General features: G+C 73.0%; 14 protein-coding genes. 7 read left to right on the top strand and 7 right to left on the bottom strand.

The genetic code is table 11. The annotated features are described in order from the left end of the window. The first annotated feature begins 131 nt into the window (after positions 1-131). Positions 132-2,546 (top strand): protein translocase subunit SecD, encoded by a 2,415-nt coding sequence (gene secD / locus ACIP8Z_RS01550; RefSeq protein ID WP_402077333.1) that lies wholly within the window; start codon positions 132-134, stop codon positions 2,544-2,546. Between the two features lie 152 nt (positions 2,547-2,698). Here secD and mgt read toward each other — a convergent pair whose 3' ends face one another. Continuing rightward, positions 2,699-3,901 (bottom strand): macrolide-inactivating glycosyltransferase, encoded by a 1,203-nt coding sequence (gene mgt, locus ACIP8Z_RS01545; RefSeq protein ID WP_402077330.1) that lies wholly within the window; start codon positions 3,899-3,901, stop codon positions 2,699-2,701. Positions 3,902-4,180: 279 nt separating this feature from the next. Here mgt and ACIP8Z_RS01540 point away from each other — a divergent pair, with 279 nt between their 5' ends. Together ACIP8Z_RS01540 and fabV are read left to right on the top strand one after the other, a co-directional pair. Beyond that, positions 4,181-4,891: an NPP1 family protein gene (locus ACIP8Z_RS01540; protein ID WP_402078858.1), complete on the top strand. Its 711-nt coding sequence runs from the start codon at positions 4,181-4,183 to the stop codon at positions 4,889-4,891. Positions 4,892-5,112: 221 nt separating this feature from the next. Beyond that, positions 5,113-6,321 carry an enoyl-[acyl-carrier-protein] reductase FabV gene (gene fabV / locus ACIP8Z_RS01535; protein ID WP_402077328.1) on the top strand — a complete coding sequence of 403 codons (1,209 nt, stop codon included), beginning with the start codon at positions 5,113-5,115 and terminating at the stop codon, positions 6,319-6,321. Positions 6,322-6,474: 153 nt separating this feature from the next. Here the strand turns inward: fabV and ACIP8Z_RS01530 are convergent, their stop codons facing one another. Further along, positions 6,475-7,008 (bottom strand): AAA family ATPase, encoded by a 534-nt coding sequence (locus ACIP8Z_RS01530; protein ID WP_402077325.1) that lies wholly within the window; start codon positions 7,006-7,008, stop codon positions 6,475-6,477. 136 nt (positions 7,009-7,144) lie between these two features. On the opposite strand from ACIP8Z_RS01530, the gene ACIP8Z_RS01525 reads away from it, so the two are divergent. The 3 genes from ACIP8Z_RS01525 (at position 7,145) to ACIP8Z_RS01515 (ending at position 9,896) form a co-directional block, all read left to right on the top strand. Next, positions 7,145-7,297: a hypothetical protein gene (locus tag ACIP8Z_RS01525; RefSeq protein WP_402077323.1), complete on the top strand. Its 153-nt coding sequence runs from the start codon at positions 7,145-7,147 to the stop codon at positions 7,295-7,297. A gap of 151 nt (positions 7,298-7,448) precedes the next feature. Further along, positions 7,449-8,570 (top strand): hypothetical protein, encoded by a 1,122-nt coding sequence (locus ACIP8Z_RS01520; RefSeq protein ID WP_402077320.1) that lies wholly within the window; start codon positions 7,449-7,451, stop codon positions 8,568-8,570. Positions 8,571-8,723: 153 nt separating this feature from the next. Next, on the top strand, positions 8,724-9,896 hold the full coding sequence (locus ACIP8Z_RS01515; RefSeq protein WP_402077318.1) for an alpha-hydroxy-acid oxidizing protein: 1,173 nt from the start codon (positions 8,724-8,726) through the stop codon (positions 9,894-9,896). A gap of 57 nt (positions 9,897-9,953) precedes the next feature. On the opposite strand, the gene ACIP8Z_RS01510 is transcribed toward ACIP8Z_RS01515, so the two are convergent. Then, a complete protein-coding gene (locus tag ACIP8Z_RS01510) occupies positions 9,954-10,856 on the bottom strand; it encodes an NAD(P)-dependent oxidoreductase (protein ID WP_402077315.1) in 903 nt (300 codons plus the stop codon). Positions 10,857-10,924: 68 nt separating this feature from the next. Between ACIP8Z_RS01510 and ACIP8Z_RS01505 the strand changes: the two genes are divergently transcribed. Then, on the top strand, positions 10,925-11,521 hold the full coding sequence (locus ACIP8Z_RS01505; RefSeq protein WP_402077312.1) for an HD domain-containing protein: 597 nt from the start codon (positions 10,925-10,927) through the stop codon (positions 11,519-11,521). 43 nt (positions 11,522-11,564) lie between these two features. Here the strand turns inward: ACIP8Z_RS01505 and ACIP8Z_RS01500 are convergent, their stop codons facing one another. The 4 genes from ACIP8Z_RS01500 to ACIP8Z_RS01485 all read right to left on the bottom strand — a co-directional run bounded on the left by ACIP8Z_RS01500 (position 11,565) and on the right by ACIP8Z_RS01485 (position 15,672). Next, positions 11,565-12,389 (bottom strand): aldo/keto reductase, encoded by an 825-nt coding sequence (locus ACIP8Z_RS01500; RefSeq protein WP_402077309.1) that lies wholly within the window; start codon positions 12,387-12,389, stop codon positions 11,565-11,567. Between the two features lie 109 nt (positions 12,390-12,498). Next, positions 12,499-12,924, bottom strand: a complete 426-nt coding sequence (locus tag ACIP8Z_RS01495; RefSeq protein WP_402077306.1) for a heme-binding protein — start codon at positions 12,922-12,924, stop codon at positions 12,499-12,501. 38 nt (positions 12,925-12,962) lie between these two features. Next, positions 12,963-14,165 carry an MFS transporter gene (locus ACIP8Z_RS01490; RefSeq protein ID WP_402077303.1) on the bottom strand — a complete coding sequence of 401 codons (1,203 nt, stop codon included), beginning with the start codon at positions 14,163-14,165 and terminating at the stop codon, positions 12,963-12,965. Positions 14,166-14,487: 322 nt separating this feature from the next. After that, positions 14,488-15,672: a serine hydrolase domain-containing protein gene (locus ACIP8Z_RS01485; protein ID WP_402077300.1), complete on the bottom strand. Its 1,185-nt coding sequence runs from the start codon at positions 15,670-15,672 to the stop codon at positions 14,488-14,490. Between the last annotated feature and the right edge of the window lie 143 nt (positions 15,673-15,815).

Raw genomic sequence — 15,815 nt, 5'->3', positions numbered from 1 at the left:
CGTCCGGGCCATCGGCATGCCCTCGGACCGGTCCACGACGCGTATCCACCCGTACGTCCGGCACGGCCGGCGCGCGCTTCCACCTTCCGCGTGGACGCGTGCCGTCGCCGTGCGCCGCCCGTGGAGTAACCGTGTCCTCTCGTTCCACGTTCTGGCGTGCGCTGCTCGCGCTCGCCGTCGTCGCACTGTCCCTCTGGATCACCCTGACCACCCCGCCCCGCCTCGGACTCGACCTCCGAGGCGGGACCCGTATCGTCCTCCAGACCGAGGACGGGCCCACCGCCCGCGCCGACGCCTCGGCCACCGACCGCGCCCTTGAGGTGCTCCGCAAGCGCGTCGACGGGCTCGGCGTCGCCGAACCCTCGCTCGCCCGCTCCGGCGAACGCCGCATCGTCGTCGAACTCCCCGGACTCCGCGACCCGCGCCAGGCCGCCGAGGTCATCGGCCGTACCGCCCAGCTCACCTTCCACGCCGTCACCGGCGAGGCGCGGCGCCCGGCCGGTCCCGCCGGGCCGGACACCTCGGGAGGCTCGGGCACTTCGAGCTCCTCGGACGGCTCGGCCGGGTCCGCCGCCGGACCGGCCGCGAAGAGCGGGACGGCGCGCGTCCTCGCCGACCCCGACGCACCCGGCCGCTACCTCGACCTCGCCGCACCCGCCCTCACCGGCGACGGCGTCAAGAGCGCCGAGGCCGTGCTCGACACCACGAGCGGCCGCGGCTGGACCGTCGACCTCTCCTTCCGCGACCGCGCCGCCGACACCTGGGCCCGGCTGACCGGCGACGCCGCCTGCGCGGCGCCGGGAGACCCGGCCCGCAGGGTCGCGATCGTCCTCGACGACCGCGTCGTGTCCGCGCCCGCCATGCAGACCGGCGTCCCGTGCGGCTCGGGCATCGGCGGCGGCTCCGCGCAGATCACCGGCGGATTCTCCGCGCGGGACGCCCGCGACCTCGCCGCCCTCGTCCAGGGCGGCGCCCTGCCGGTCCCCGTCACGATGATCGAGCAGAGCACCGTCGGACCGACGCTCGGCGCCGAGGCGATCCGGGCCAGCGCCTGGGCCGCCGTGATCGGCCTCGCCTGCACCGGGCTCTTCGTGATGGTGGTCTACCGGCTCCTCGGCGTCCTCGCGACCGCCGCGCTCCTCCTCTACGGGCTGATCTCGTACGCCGCGGTGGTCGCCATCGGCGCCACGCTCACCCTCCCCGGCCTCGCCGGATTCGTCCTCGCCATCGGCATCGCCGTCGACGCGAACGTCCTCGTCTTCGAACGCGCGAGGGAGGAGTACGCGGCACTGGGCCGGGCCACGACCGGGCGCGATCTGCGGCGGCCGCTGACGACGGCGTTCGGCAAGGTGTGGAGCGCCGTCGCGGACTCCCATGTCACCACCCTGCTCGCGGCCGGCCTGCTGTTCGTCTTCGCCACCGGCCCCGTCAAGGGCTTCGGCGTGACCCTCGCGATCGGCGTCGTGACCTCCCTCCTCACCGCGATGGTCATCACCCGCCTCCTCGCCGACCTCACCCTGCGCCTGCCCGCCGTCCGCCGACGACCGGCGGTCACCGGCATGGCGGGACTCGGCCGGCTGCGCACCCGGCTGACCCGCCGGGTGCCGCGCCTGATGGCCCACCGGCGCCGCTGGCTGCTCTCCTGCGCCGGGCTCCTGATGGTGGCCCTCGCCGGAATCGGCGTCCGGGGCGTGGAGTTCGGCGTCGAGTTCACCGGCGGCCGGGTCGTCCAGTACACGGCGGAGCGGCCCGTCGACGCGGACGCGGCGCGCGCGGCGATCGCGAAGGCGGGCTTCCCCGACGCCGTCGTCCGGACGACCGGCGACAGCGACGTGTCGGTACGCGTCCGGGAGAGCGGGGACGGTGAACAGCGGGAGATCCGGGAGGCCCTCACCCGGGTCGCGGGCCCGGTGGAGGTGGAGCGCGACGACCTGATCGGCCCCAGCCTGGGAGGCGAGCTGCGCACCCACGCCCTGCTCGCGCTCGGACTCGCGGTCGCGGCCCAACTCCTCTATCTGACCGTGCGGTTCCGCTGGACGTACGCGACGGCGGCGGTGGCCGCCATGACTCAGGACGTGCTGCTCGTGATCGGCCTGTTCGCCTGGCTGGGCAAGCCGGTGGACAGCGTCTTCCTCGCCGCTCTCCTGACGGTCGTCGGCTACTCGGTCAACGACTCGGTGGTCGTCCTCGACCGGCTGCGGGAGCTGCGGCGGCGCGGTGGGGGTGTCCCGCTCGCGGACCTCGCCGACCGGGCCGTCGCGCAGACCTTGCCCCGTACGGTCAACACCGGCATGGGCGCGCTGTTCGTCCTGGTGGCGCTCGCCGTCCTGGGCGGCGACTCGCTCACGGACTTCTCCGTCGCGCTGCTCGCCGGAGTCGTGCTCGGCATGGCGTCCACGGTGTTCACGGCGATGCCGTTGGCCGTGGCCCTGGAGACCAGGAACCCGGCGCCGGCCGCCGCGTCGGGCTCCGGCTCCGGCTCCGGCAGGCGGCAGCGGGCGGCCGGTGCCGGTGCGGACCGGGACCGCTCGGGCGCGGTGGTCTGACCCGGACGAAGCCCTCGTACGGTCTCCCTGTACGGCTTCTCCGCATGGAGCCCTCGTACGGTCTCCCCGTACGAGGGCTGACGGGTCGCCCCGGTCAAGCTCCCCCCCCCGATGACGCCCCCGATCACGCCCCCGCGGTCCCCCTCCCTCGATCACGCCCCCGCGAGCTCGGCCTCGATCAGGTCGGCGGCCCGGCTCGTGCCGCCCTCCCGGGCCATCGACTCCTGGATCTCCCGGGCGCGGCGGGCCACTTCGGGGTCGTCGAGGAGCGCGAGCACGTCCTTCCGCAGCCGCTCCGGGGTGACCTCGTCCATCGGCAGGTGCCGCGCCACGCCCAGCGCCTGGAGCATGTCGGCGTTCCCGAACTGGTCGACGGCCTGCGGAACGGCCACCATGGGCGTGGCCGTCGCCAGGCCCTCCTGACTGCCTCCCGCACCCGCGTGGGTCACGAACGCGTCGGCCTGCCGCAGGATCGCCAACTGGGGTATCCAGGAACGCACTTCGACGTTGGCCGGCACATCCCCGAGCTCGGCGGGGTCCACGAACTTCCCGATCTGGAGGACGACGTGCCAGCCGGGGAGCCCGGCGAACGCCGCCACGCAGTCCCGGTAGAAACCGGGCAGCTTGGTGAACGCGGAGCCGAGGGAGACCAGGACCACCTTCTCCGCGTCCGCCGGCCGCTCCCAGCCGCCCTGCTCGGCGCGCTCGCCCTGGCAGGCGCCGACGAAGGTGTAGACGGACTCGTCGACCCGGTCGGCCTGCGGCTGCAGTGCCTTCGGGATGAGGACGAGCGCGCGGCGGGGGCGGGCGACGAACCTGTCCGGGTCGGTGTCGAGCCCGTGCTCGGCGAGCCAGGCCTCGAACCGCGCGTAGTACGCCTTGCCGCGCGGTGACGCCTTGAGCTCGGCGAACATCGGCTCGGCGACCTCCTCCTCGTACCCCTCCCACGGCACGAGGTTCGGCCACAGCGAGACCGCCGGTACGCCCCAGCCGTGGGCGAGGACGCGGGCCGGGTAGGCGGTGATGTCGTGGAGGACGAGGTCGGGCACGTCCCCGTCGAAGGCCTCGGCGAGCTGCGGCAGGGCCTGCACGGCATCGTTCAGGAAGGGTTCGATGTTGTCGATCAGTTCCGTCCCCCAGGCCTCCGGGTCGTCGTCGGTCGGCAGGGTCGAGGCGTAGACGACGGGCGTGGCACCCGTCTCGGCGACCTTCTCGGCGAACGACGCGGGGATGGCGTAGCTGACGCGGTGGCCACGCGCGACGAGTTCACGTATCACCTCCAGGCTCGGGTTCACGTGGCCGTGCGCGGCGATGGAGAACATGGCGATGTGTGCGGGAGACGCGGTGGTGGTCATGACGACCACTCTAAATGAGACGAGACGTCTCGTCTATTCGATGTCCCCGAGGCGCCGGGTCGGAGTCGCGCTCCGGTCGACGGCGGCTCCGTGTCGGCCGGAGCGGTGGGGTGATCGGTCGCGGTCGCGTCGCGCCGAGTTCATGATCGAGCCTCACTCTGTATGAGCTGTCCATGCCAAGATGTCGCCTGTCGAATCATGCCGCCCGACCCAGGGGACACAGTGAAGACACAGGTGTACGCCACCAGGGGCGCGCTCGCCCTCGCCGCCGCCCTCACGATGATCATCGCCCTGCCCGGCAGTGCGTTCGCCGCACCGCCTCCTCCGCTCCCGGCCGACGCCGACGGCCTGGAGCAGACCTTCCAGCCGGCCTACGACTACGACACGGACGGCTGCTACTCCACCGCCGCGATCGGACCCGACGGCACCATCAACGGCGGGCTCAACCCCTCCGGCGCCCTCAACGGCCAGTGCCGTGACTCCTGGGACCTCACCCAGACCAACGGCTACTCCCGCGCCAAGTGCAACAACGGCTGGTGCGCGATCCTCTACGGCCTGTACTTCGAGAAGGACCAGGCCATCATCGGCAGCGGCCTCGGGGGACACCGCCACGACTGGGAACACGTCGTGGTCTGGGTGCAGAACAACCAGGCGCAGTACGTCTCCACGTCCGCCCACGGCAATTTCAACACCTACGGCCGGGACGCGATCCGCTGGGACGGCACCCACCCGAAGGTCGTCTACCACAAGGACGGCATCGGCACGCACTGCTTCCGACCCGCCAACTCCAACGACGAGCCGCCGGAGAACCACCAGCACAGCTGGCAGTTCCCGAGCCTGGTCGGCTGGAACGGCTACCCGCCCGGCCTGCGCGACAAGCTCAGCCAGGCCGACTTCGGCAGCGCGGTGTTCGGCCTGAAGGACGGCAACTTCGCCCCCCATCTGGCCAAGGCCAAGCCGGCGGGCATCCCCTTCGACCCGTACGCCTGACCTGACGGAGCCCTGAATCCCCGGCGGCGCGCGGCCGGCAGCCCGGTCCATGTCTGCCGACCCCGGCTGCCGCCGGCCCGCCGGAGTCGGCGGAACCCTCCAAGTCCGGCCGGGCATCGTTGTACCGGGTCAAGATCACCGAGCTCGTCCGCGCGGCAGCAGACTTGCGGGACGAGGCCGCCGCCGCGGCCTCGTCCGTATCGACACCTGGGACACCACACGTGAGCGAACGCGTCATCACGCCCAAGAGCCGGGGCTTTCTGTTCCTCGACTCCCACCCCGGCGGCTGCCGACAGCTGGTGGACGAGATGTGGCAGGCGGTTCCCGCCCCGGCCGCCGCCGGGGGCGAAGGGCCGGTGGCTCTGGTCATCGGCTCGTCCGCCGGGTACGGCCTGGCCGCGACGATCGCGGGCCTGGCCCGCGTCGGCATCCGTGGCATCGGCGTGTGCTTCGAGAAGGCGCCCGCGCGCCGCACGGGTACGGCCGGCTGGTATCGCACCGCCGCCACCGCACGGCTCGCCCGACAGCACGGGCGGGACATGGTCTTCCTCAACGGCGACGCGTTCAGCGACACGATGAAGGAGCAGGTCGCCGACCTCCTGACAGAGCGGTTCGGGGGACGACTCGACCACCTGATCTACTCGGTGGCCGCGCCTCGTCGCACCGACCCGGACACCGGCGAGGTGTACTCCTCGGTCCTCAAGCCGGTCGGCGCGCCCCACACCACCAAAACCCTCGTCTTCGACGAGCACGGCGCCCCGGAGGTCAAGGACGTCACCACGGCGCCGGCCGAGGGCGACGACATCGAGCAGACCGTGGCGGTGATGGGCGGCGCCGACTGGGAGCGCTGGATCACCTTCCTGGCCGACCGGTCCCTGCTCGCCGACGGCTTCACCACAGCCGCCCTGTCCTACATCGGCTCGCCGCTCACCGCGGCGATCTATCGGCAGGGCACCATCGGCGCGGCGAAGGCCCATCTGGAAGCCACCGCACGCACGTTGGACGAGCGCCTCGGCAAGACCCTGGGCGGTCGGGCCGTGACCTCGGTCAACGCCGCCGCCGTCACCCAGTCCTCCACCGCCATCCCCGGCATCGCCCTGTACGTCGGGCTGCTGCGCGGCGTCCTCGGCGACGCCATGACGGCCCCGATCGGTCAACTGGTGGAGCTGTGGGACCGGTTGACCGGCACCCGCCCCCTCGACGTCGACGACGAGGACCGGGTCCGTCTCGACACCTGGGAACTCGACCCCGCCGTGCAGAACGCCGTCGCCGAACGCTGGAGCAGCGCCACCAGCGACACCATCACCGAACTCGCCGACCTCGACTGGTTCAGCGACGAGGTCCGCCGCCTCTACGGCTTCTCCGTCCCCGGAGTCGACTACACCATCGCCGTCGAGACAGACGTCCCCTGGCCCGCTCCCACCACCTGAACTCGCGCCACGAGCACCACCGTCGCGCGAGCGTCGGCAACCCTTCCCCTTCCCACGACGACCACCGGGGGCCCGCCTCGTCCGGCGGGTCCCACGCGGAATCCCCAGACCTCCTGAGTCCCCCCGCCCCCGCTGCCGTCGCCCTCGTCCCGGTCAGGGCTCAAGCGGAGGGAGGCCGGCGAGACCCGTGTCACGCATGATGCGCTCGACGGTCTCGGCCAGAGAGCTGTCCGCTCCGATGACGGTCTCGACGCCGCCGGGCAGCAGATCGCGCTCCCGGTACCAGGAACGCATCTCCAGCTCGCCGTACGTGGCCGACTGAGGCTTGGTGGCGTGGCGGGCCACGGTCTCCGCGAACGGCACGTCCAGGTAGTAGCCGTGGGTCGGGCCGCGGTGGTCGGCGCGCAGCCGGGCGAGCATCGCGCCGTAGTGGTCGGCGTACAGGATGCCCTCGACGACGACGTGATACCCGGCGTCCAGGGCGTAGCGGGCCGTCACGTCGATGAGGCCGATGTTCGCGGCGCCGGGGCGGTCCCGCTCGCGCAGGACGCCCCGACGGAGGTTGTCCTGGCCGACCACGGCCAGGCCGCGGCCGAACTCCTCGCGGAGGCCGGCCGCGGCGCTCGACTTCCCCGAGGCGCTGTTGCCGCGCAGGATCACGAGCCGGGTCTCTTCGCTGCCCACCATCACGACGGCGACCCTAGCGGGCCGAGGAGGCCTGCGGGCGCCCTCGACCGGCGGCATCGTGCCCCCACCGACGTCGCCCGCCGCATGCGCGCATATTCACAGGCGAAGGGAGCAGGCCCGCGCCTGGGCTCGGCCCATGAGCAACTCCCTGGCCTCCGCCGTCCGCACGACCCCCGACCTGGTTGAGGCGGTGCGCGCGGTACGCACACTGCTGGCGGTCGCCGAAGTCCACGGGGCCGAGGGATCCGCGGAGGCGGGGGGCGAGGATCGTGGCCGGGGCCGCTCCTGATCCGCCGGGCAGGCTTCAGCCGGCATCGCCCGCGCCGCCGTGCGCGCGCACGGCCGGGTCCCGTGGGCCCCTGAGCTGCCGCGACACCCCGAAGTCCGCCATGGGATCATGCGACTGCCCCGGGGGTGGGCCGCCCGATCGGGCGTGTGCGATGCGAGGAGCGCGTGTGACATCGGGTGGGGACCGGGGCGATTCGTCCGTACCGGACGACGTTTGGGAGCAGTTCCTGCGGGATTCCGTGGAAGGTGTCGCGGACGCGCCCAAGGAGCCGTCCGCGCGGGCGCGGGTCGTGACGGAGCGGCTGCGCGACCAGCCTGCGGGCAACGACGGTTGGCGCGCGTACACGCCCGCCGCCCCCGCCCGGCGCACGAAGGGCTGGTACCTGGTCGGGCTGCTCGCCGCCGTGGCGCTGCTGGTCGCGGCGTTCGACCCGTGGAACATGATCGGCGCGTCAGGCGGGGACGGGGCGTCCGGACCTCCGCTCGCCCAGGAGTCGGCACGTCCGACCGACGCGCCGCCCGTGGAGCCGGCCGAACGTCCCACGCTCGCCGAGCCGTTCAGGGGCTCGCCCGCCGTGCGCTGGGCGGACGGCGCGGCCGGGATCACCGTCCCCGCCGCACGGGCGACCGGGTGGATGAGCAAGGAACAGGTGGAGAAGGCACTCCGGCAGACGCGCGACTTCCTCGTCGCGACCAGCCTGGACCCGGCCGTGCTGCGCGGCGAGCGTCCCGCCGAGGCGATCGCCCTGATCAACCCGCACCAGAAGGACGTCAAGGACTACCTGGCCGTCGCGTTCGGCACGCCGACGGAGGAGAACGACCCGCTCCTCCTCTTCAGCCGCTTCGACACGTCGTACGCGCGCCTGGCCGGCGACGTCGTCAAGACCCGGGGCCGGATGACGTTCCGGGAGGGCGATCGCGGCGCCCTTCAGGTGACCACCGACGTCACCTACGTCTACCCGGTGGTACGGGCCGGGGCCGGCGGCGACGAGGTCGTACGCACGATCGCACGGCGCGAGGTCGTGGTGAACTGGGACGACCCCTCGAAGATCATCACCAAGGCGGGAACCCTCTCCCTCGTCTCGTACAAGGTCGACATGACCAACGGCGGCTGCGACACCCACACCGGCTACTTCACCCCGGAGTTCGGCACCCGGGGGGCGGACAGCGGTTCGGCCGAGGGCGAGACCGTCGACCCGTACGACCGCAGCACGTCGATTTTCGGTGGGACGGGAAGCCCCGGCGGCGGGTGCAGGACCGCGTCGCGCTCCTGACGATCGGCCGGCCCCCGCTCCCGCCCCCCCCCGCTCCCGTACATTCCCGGCCGCCGTTCCATGGTCACGGGCGCACGGGGCGGGCACGATGGTGGCCACCGCGGCGGGGCGCCCCGAGCGCGTCGACAGGAACCGGAAGGGACACGTCACCCCATGCCCCAGCACTACGGCGACTACCAGCACGAGATCTACTTCGACGGGCTCTTCGGCGTCCTGCCCACCCAGCCGATGACCTTCGCCGAACTGGAGTCGAGGGCGCGGGCCGCGCTCCCGCCCTCGCTGTGGTCGTACGTGGCGGGCGGCGCGGGTGACGAGTCCACCCAGGAGGCCAACGTCACGGCCTTCCGCGGCTGGGGGCTCGTGCCGCGCATGATGGTCGGCGCGGCCCAGCGCGACCTGTCCGTCGACCTGTTCGGGCTGAAACTGCCGTCCCCGCTGTTCATGGCGCCGGTCGGCGTGATCGGCCTCTGTGCCCAGGACGGGCACGGCGACCTGGCGACCGCCCGCGCCGCCGCCCGTACCGGCGTGCCGATGATCGCCTCCACGCTCACCGTCGACCCGATGGAGGACGTCACCGCCGAGTTCGGCGACACACCGGGCTTCTTCCAGCTGTACACGCCCACCGACCGCGACCTCGCGGAGAGCCTCGTACGCCGTGCCGAGGCCGCCGGATTCAAGGGCATCGTCGTCACGCTCGACACCTGGATCACCGGCTGGCGGCCCCGTGACCTCGCCACCGGCAACTTCCCCCAGCTGCGCGGACACGCACTCGCGAACTACACCTCCGACCCGGTCTTCCGCGCCCGCCTGGCCAAGAGCCCGGAGGAGGACCCGCGCGCCGCCGTCCTGGAGTGGGTGGGCGTCTTCGGCAAGCCGCTCGTCTGGGACGACCTGGCGTGGCTCCGCTCGCTCACCGACCTGCCGATCGTCCTCAAGGGCATCTGCCACCCCGAGGACGTCCGCCGCGCGAGGGACGGCGGCGTGGACGGCATCTACTGCTCCAACCACGGCGGCCGCCAGGCCAACGGGGGTCTGCCCGCCCTGGACGCCCTGCCGGAGGTGGTCGCCGCCGCCGACGGACTCCCCGTGCTCTTCGACTCGGGGGTCCGCAGCGGCGCCGACGTCATCAAGGCGCTCGCCCTCGGCGCCACGGCGGTGGGGGTCGGGCGCCCGTACGCGTACGGACTCGCCCTCGGCGGCACCGACGGCATCGTGCACGTCCTCCGCGCCCTCCTCGCCGAGGCCGACCTGATCATGGCCGTCGACGGCTACCCGACGCTCGCCGACCTCCGTACGGACGGCGCGCTGCGCACGGTCCGGGCATAGGGGCGCGGGCCGCGGCCCTCGCCCCCGCACGGGGAACGGCTCCACCCACGCCGACCCCTACCCCTCCTGTCCCTCCTGCCCCTCCTCCTCGAAGCTGGCGAAGTAGGCGGCGGCCATGTCCTCCTCGCCGTGGCCCTGCGCGGCGGCGCGGGCGAAGCGTTCGGCGCCGGCCGCGGCCACGTCGAGGCGTACGCCGTGCCGGAGTCCGGCATCGACGATCAGCCGGGCGTCCTTCTCGGCCGTGGTCACCGCGAAGCTGGCGGGCGACAGCCGGTCCTCCAGGACGAGCGCGGCCTTGGCGTGCAGATAGCCCATGTCGAGGGGCCCGCCCGCGATGACGTCGAAGAAGCTCCGGGGATCCACACCGAGGGCCTTGGACAGGGCCAGGACCTCGCCGGTCGCGTTGGTGGCGGCGAGGACCCAGCTGTTGGCCACGAGCTTCAGGCGCGTGGCCGCGGCGTCCCCACCGTCCTCGCCGGTCCACACGGTGCGGGAGCCGACGGCCGCCAGGACGGGCGCGACGGCCTGCCGGCCCTCGCTCGGCCCCGCGGCCAGGACGACCAACTGCCCTGCCTCGGCAGGCGCGCGCGTTCCGAGGACGGGCGCGTCGAAGAAGACCAGCCCGTGCTCGCGCGCGAGGCCGGCCAGCTCGCCCACCTCCTCGATCCCCGCGGTCGTGGACTGCACCCAGGCGGTGCCCGGCCGCAGCCCGGGCGCGGCCTCCCGCATGGTCCGGAGCACGGCGGGACCGTCGTGGAGCACGGTGAGCACGACGTCCGCGCCCCGTACGGCCTCGTCGGGGGTGCCGGCGACGTACGCGCCGTCCGCGGCGAGGGGCTCGGCCTTGGCTCGGGTACGGTTCCAGACCCGGACGCCGAGTCCGGCCCGGAGGAGGCTGCGGGCCATCGCGGCGCCCATGATCCCGGTGCCCAGGACACCCACGGTCAGCTTGTCGGTCATGAAGTCGCTTCCTGTTCTCGGCGGTTGGTGGCGGTGCGGTGGTGCCGGTGCGTCAGTAGCCTGATCCGGTGACACCGTCAGACAGTCTCCTCCGGGCCCTGCACACGCCGGCCGATCCACCCCTTCGGCCGCTCCCGCCCCCGGTGGCGGAGCTCCTCCAGTCCCTCGCCGCGCCGCCGCGGTTGGCCGCCCACCTGCGGGCGGTTCACGACGTGGCGGTCCACCTGGTCGACTGGCTGGAGCGGCACCGTCCGGGCCTCGACGTGAACCGCGCGGCCGTTCTCTTCGGAGCGGCCACGCACGACATCGGCAAGACCGTCCACGTCGCCGAGCTGTCCGGGCCCGGCTCGGCGCACGAGGAGGCAGGGCGGGAACTCCTCCTTGCCCACGGGTTCAGCCCGGACCTGGCCCGCTTCGCCGGGACCCACGCCTCCTGGACGGCTCCCGACGTGACGCTCGACGACCTGCTGGTGAGCACGGCCGACAAGGTCTGGAAGAACAAGCGCGTCCCGGAGCTCGAAGACCTGGTCCTCACGCGGCTGACGCGGGCGTCGGGCAGAGAGCGCTGGGAGGAGTACCTCGCACTCGACGACCTCCTCGGACGCATCGGAGACGGCGCCGATCACCGGCTCGCCTTCCAGGCTGCCTTCCCGGTGTCCGGGTAGGAGCGGGGCGCACGGCGTACGGAGATCCGGCCCCGGTACGGGCTCAGCCGAGGGTGTCGGGGTCCGGCCCGGTGCGCAGTCCGCGGTCGAGGGCGCCGAGCGCGGTCATCTCCTCGGCGGAGAGGGCGAAGTCGAAGACGTCGATGTTCTCGCGGATACGAGCGGGGGTGACGGACTTCGGGATCACGACGTTCCCGAGCTGGAGGTGCCAGCGCAGCACCACCTGGGCGGGGGACTTGCCGTGCCGGGCGGCGATGTCCACGATGGCCGGCTCGGCGAGGAGGGCGCCCTGGGCGAGAGGGCTCCACGCCTCGGTGGCGATGGAGTGGGCGGCGTGCAGCTCGCGGAGTTCCCGCTGCTGGAGCGCCGGGTGGAGCTCGATCTGGTTGACGGCCGGCACGAGGCCGCCGCTGTCGAGCAGCCGCTTCAGGTGCGCGGGCTGGAAGTTGGAGACTCCGGCCGCGCGGACCCGTCCGTCGGCGACCAGCTTCTCGATCGCGCGCCAGGTGTCGACGTACAGATCACGCGCCGGGGCCGGCCAGTGGATCAGGTACAGGTCCACGTGGTCGAGGCCCAGCCTGGCGAGGCTGTCGTCGAAGGCCCGCAGGGTGGAGTCGTACCCCTGGTCGGCGTTCCAGAGCTTGGTGGTCACGAAGAGCTCGTCGCGGGCGATGCCGGAGTCGGCGAGCGCCCGTCCGACGCCGGCCTCGTTGCCGTAGATGGCGGCTGTGTCCAAGGAGCGGTAGCCGGCCCGGAGGGCGTGGCCGACGGCGGCGGTCGTCTCGTCGTCCGGGACCTGGAAGACACCGAAGCCGAGCTGCGGGATCTCCACGCCGTTGTTGAGCGTGACGGTGGGGAGGTGGGACATGAGTGAGCTGCTTTCTCTGCGGATGCGCTGCGGATTCTCAGCGGGCTCTCTGCGGGTCTCTCCGCTGGTGTCCCCGCGGAGAGAGTTGCGGGCTTCTCGCCGGTACGGATCAGGCGAGGGCCGCGGTGGCCGTGACCGCGAAGGAGTGGTCCTGCTCGGGCGCGCCGCCGCCCACACCGATGGCGCCGATGAGGGTGCCGTCGCGGTGGACGGGGACGCCGCCGGCGATGAAGAGGAGCGGGCGGTCCAGGGCCGTCGTCAGGGAGTGGAAGGGGCCGTCCGGCTTGACCAGGTCGACGAGGTCGGCGGTGGGGGCGTCGAGCTGCAGGGCGGTGTAGGCCTTGCGGGTGCTCGTCTCGCCGGAGATCAGTACGGCGCGGTCGTCGCGGCGGAAGGCGAGGAGGTGGCCGCCGGCGTCGAGGACGGTGACGCTGACGGTGACCCCGGCGGCCTCGGCGGCGCGACGGGCGGCGGTGAGCAGGATCTCGGCGTCCTGGGTGGTCAGCGGGACGACGGCGGTGGTGGTGGTGGTCATGGCGATTCTCCTGGGGTGGTGTGCGGCGGGGAAGGGGGTCAGTGGTGTACAGGGATGCGGGCGACGGCCTCGGTGCCGGCGGCTTCGGTGCTCGCGGGGGCCCGGCGCTCCAGCGCGGCCGACCAGAGGGCGAGGCCGAGAGCGGCTCCGGCGAGGACGGCGCCGACCCAGTTCGGTGCGGTGTAGCCGAGGCCGGCGGCGATCACGAGACCGCCCAGCCAGGCGGCGAGCGCGTTGCCGAGGTTGAAGGCTCCGATGTTGACGGCGGAGGCCAGGGTCGGTGCGCCGTGCGCCTGGTCGAGGACGCGCTTCTGCAGCGGCGGGACGGTGGCGAAGCCGAGCGCTCCGACGAGGAAGATGGCGATCGCGGCGAGGACCTTGTCGTGGGCGACCGCGGTGAAGAGGGCGAGGACGATCACGAGCCCGCCGAGGGCGGCGTACAGCAGGGGCATCAGCGCGCGGTCGGCGTACCGGCCGCCGAGCAGGTTGCCGAGGAACATCCCGACGCCGAAGAGGACGAGCAGCCAGGTGACCGCGCCGTCGGAGTAGCCGGCGACCTCGGTCATCATCGGTGCGATGTAGGTGATCGCGGCGAAGACACCGCCGAAGCCGAGCACGGTCATCGCCATCGCGAGCAGCACCTGGGGGTTGCGGAACGCCTTCAGCTCCCGGCGCAGGTGGGTGCCCTCGGGACGGGGCATGGCGGGGACGAGCTTGGCGATGCCGAGCAGGCCGATCACTCCGAGGGCGGCGACGATCGCGAAGGTGGTGCGCCAGCCGACCGCCTGCCCGATGAGGGTGCCGAGCGGCACGCCCACGATGTTGGCGACGGTGAGGCCGGTGAACATGGTGGCGATGGCGCCGGCCTTCTTGTCCGGGGCGACGAGGTCGGCGGCGACGACGGACCCGATGCCGAAGAACGAGCCGTGGGCGAGCGAGGCGATCACGCGGCCGGTCACCATCAGTCCGAAGCTCGGCGCGATCGCGGAGAGTATGTTTCCGGCCACGAACAGTCCCATGAGCAGCATGAGCATCCGCTTGCGGCTCACCTTGTTGCCGAGGACGGTCAGCAGGGGCGCGCCGACGACGACGCCGAGCGCGTAGCCGGTGACGAGCAGGCCGGCGGTGGGGATCGAGACGCCGTAGTCGCCGGCGATCTCGGGCAGCAGCCCCATGACGACGAACTCGGTCGTGCCGATGCCGAATGCCCCGACTGCCAGGGCGAGGAGTGCGAGCGGCATGGCTCCATCCTTCCGTGTTTGCTTGATCAAGCTGTTTACGTGCTGCCACAATAATTGCAGGCGCGCTATAAACGCAAACGCGGATTGCATGCTGCTGTTGGAAGGAGGCGTTGTCCTTGAGAATGCGCTGGCCCTGCGAGGCTGCGTCGGAACGCGCGAAGCCGGCCGGTGCCCGGTGCCGTGGTCAGGGGTCTACTGCTGGGTCGCGCAGCGGTTCATGTGTCGGAGCCGGATGACGGCGGCCGCCGCGGTGGCGCAGTCGCAGGGCGGGCCGGAGACGGCCCCGCCCTGACCGCACTCCCCGCCGCGGCCGCCGGTCGCCTCACCCGTTCTTGAGGAGGGCGCAGGCGAAGTCCTCCTGGACGGTGCGCAGCCGGGCCAGCAGGGCGGGCTTGATGCGAGGGCTGGTCTGGGTGTTGATGGAGAAGGTCAGGGAGCGGGTGCCGTCCGGGGTGGCGGCCATGAGTTGGGTGTAGCCGGCGGTGTTCCCGGTGTGGCCGTAGAGCACGCCGCACCGGGTGGTGTACTGGAAGATCGCCAGCCCGGCGGCGTTCGTGCCGGGCCCCGGGGGCTCGGAGGAGTCGCCGGGGCGGAACGCGAGTTGCGCCGTACGGGTCTGCTGCGAGAGCAGCGTGGGTCCGGCGTAGGCGCGGATGAACCTGCCCAGCTCCCGGGGGGTGGAGACGATTCCGCCCGAGGCCCAGGCTCCGGAGGCGCCGAAGGCCTCGCTCACGTCCTCGGGCGCGGCCGGCGGGGCGACGGCGTAGCCGTGGATGAAGGGCCGCGGGAGCCGGTAGCCCAGCGGGAGGCTGGTGCGGGGCAGGCCGAGGGGCCGGTACACGAGCTCTTCGAGGAGGTCCTCGTAGGAGCGGCCGGTCGCCGCCTCCGCCATGAGCGCCACCGCGATGTTGTCGGAGTTGGAGTACTCGTACAACGAGCCGGGACTGAAGAGCAACGGCTTGTCGGCGACGAAGTCGAGGAGCCGGCGCGGGTCGAAGACGTGGTGGGGGTCGGCGGTCAGGATGGCCACGAACTCGGGGGCGGCGGAGTAGTCGGGCAGGCCGCTGGTGTGCGCCAGGAGCTGGCGCAGCGTCACCGCGCCCCAGGCCGCGGGCTGGCCGGGAAGCAGGTCGGCGATGGTGTCGTCGAGGGAGAGTCGGCCCTGATCGACGAGCCGGAGGGCGACGGCGCCGCTGAACGCCTTGGCGGCGCTGGCGATCCGCATGTGGTCGTCGGGGCGCGGCGGGCGGCCGGTGGTGATGTCGCCGACTCCCGCGGTGTACACCTGCGTCCGGTCGCCCCTCGTGAGCAGGGCGATCACCCCGGGCGGCCCGTCCGCCTGGGCGACGAGCCGGTCGAGCTGCCGCTGCAGGTGCGGGTCGTGCCGCGTCGGGTGGCCGTCGGCGGCCTGCGCGGGCTGGAGCAGCGTCGCGCCGAGCACGGCGGCGGTGAAGGCGGCGGCGGACAGTGCGATGCGTGGGCGGCGGCCACGGGTGCGGGTGGGCACGTGCGGATCTCCCTGGGTGCGGTGAGCTGTCGGCGGCGAGCTCGCGCCCGCCCCGGCCCTGGGCCCGGGCCGGGAGACCCGGTCGGGGCATCTGCCTGCCTAGCAGAGCGGGAGCCGTACGGGCCCGCGGCACGCCCCGGCCA

It is taken from the genome of Streptomyces sp. NPDC088553 (assembly GCF_044752965.1).
Lineage (GTDB): Bacteria > Actinomycetota > Actinomycetes > Streptomycetales > Streptomycetaceae > Streptomyces.
Note: the sequence above shows the minus strand (reverse complement) of the source record. Positions and strands in the feature narration are given on the sequence as shown.

What these genes read in the sequence shown, in the direction of transcription:
- mgt (WP_402077330.1), bottom strand. Translation starts at nt 3,901, where the DNA reads ATGACCACCACCGCGTCTCCCGCACACATCGCCATGTTCTCCATCGCC.
- ACIP8Z_RS01540 (WP_402078858.1), top strand. Translation starts at nt 4,181, where the DNA reads ATGATCATCGCCCTGCCCGGCAGTGCGTTCGCCGCACCGCCTCCTCCG.
- ACIP8Z_RS01530 (WP_402077325.1), bottom strand. Translation starts at nt 7,008, where the DNA reads ATGGTGGGCAGCGAAGAGACCCGGCTCGTGATCCTGCGCGGCAACAGC.
- ACIP8Z_RS01525 (WP_402077323.1), top strand. Translation starts at nt 7,145, where the DNA reads ATGAGCAACTCCCTGGCCTCCGCCGTCCGCACGACCCCCGACCTGGTT.
- ACIP8Z_RS01520 (WP_402077320.1), top strand. Translation starts at nt 7,449, where the DNA reads ATGCGAGGAGCGCGTGTGACATCGGGTGGGGACCGGGGCGATTCGTCC.
- ACIP8Z_RS01515 (WP_402077318.1), top strand. Translation starts at nt 8,724, where the DNA reads ATGCCCCAGCACTACGGCGACTACCAGCACGAGATCTACTTCGACGGG.
- ACIP8Z_RS01510 (WP_402077315.1), bottom strand. Translation starts at nt 10,856, where the DNA reads ATGACCGACAAGCTGACCGTGGGTGTCCTGGGCACCGGGATCATGGGC.
- ACIP8Z_RS01500 (WP_402077309.1), bottom strand. Translation starts at nt 12,389, where the DNA reads ATGTCCCACCTCCCCACCGTCACGCTCAACAACGGCGTGGAGATCCCG.
- ACIP8Z_RS01495 (WP_402077306.1), bottom strand. Translation starts at nt 12,924, where the DNA reads ATGACCACCACCACCACCGCCGTCGTCCCGCTGACCACCCAGGACGCC.
- ACIP8Z_RS01490 (WP_402077303.1), bottom strand. Translation starts at nt 14,165, where the DNA reads ATGCCGCTCGCACTCCTCGCCCTGGCAGTCGGGGCATTCGGCATCGGC.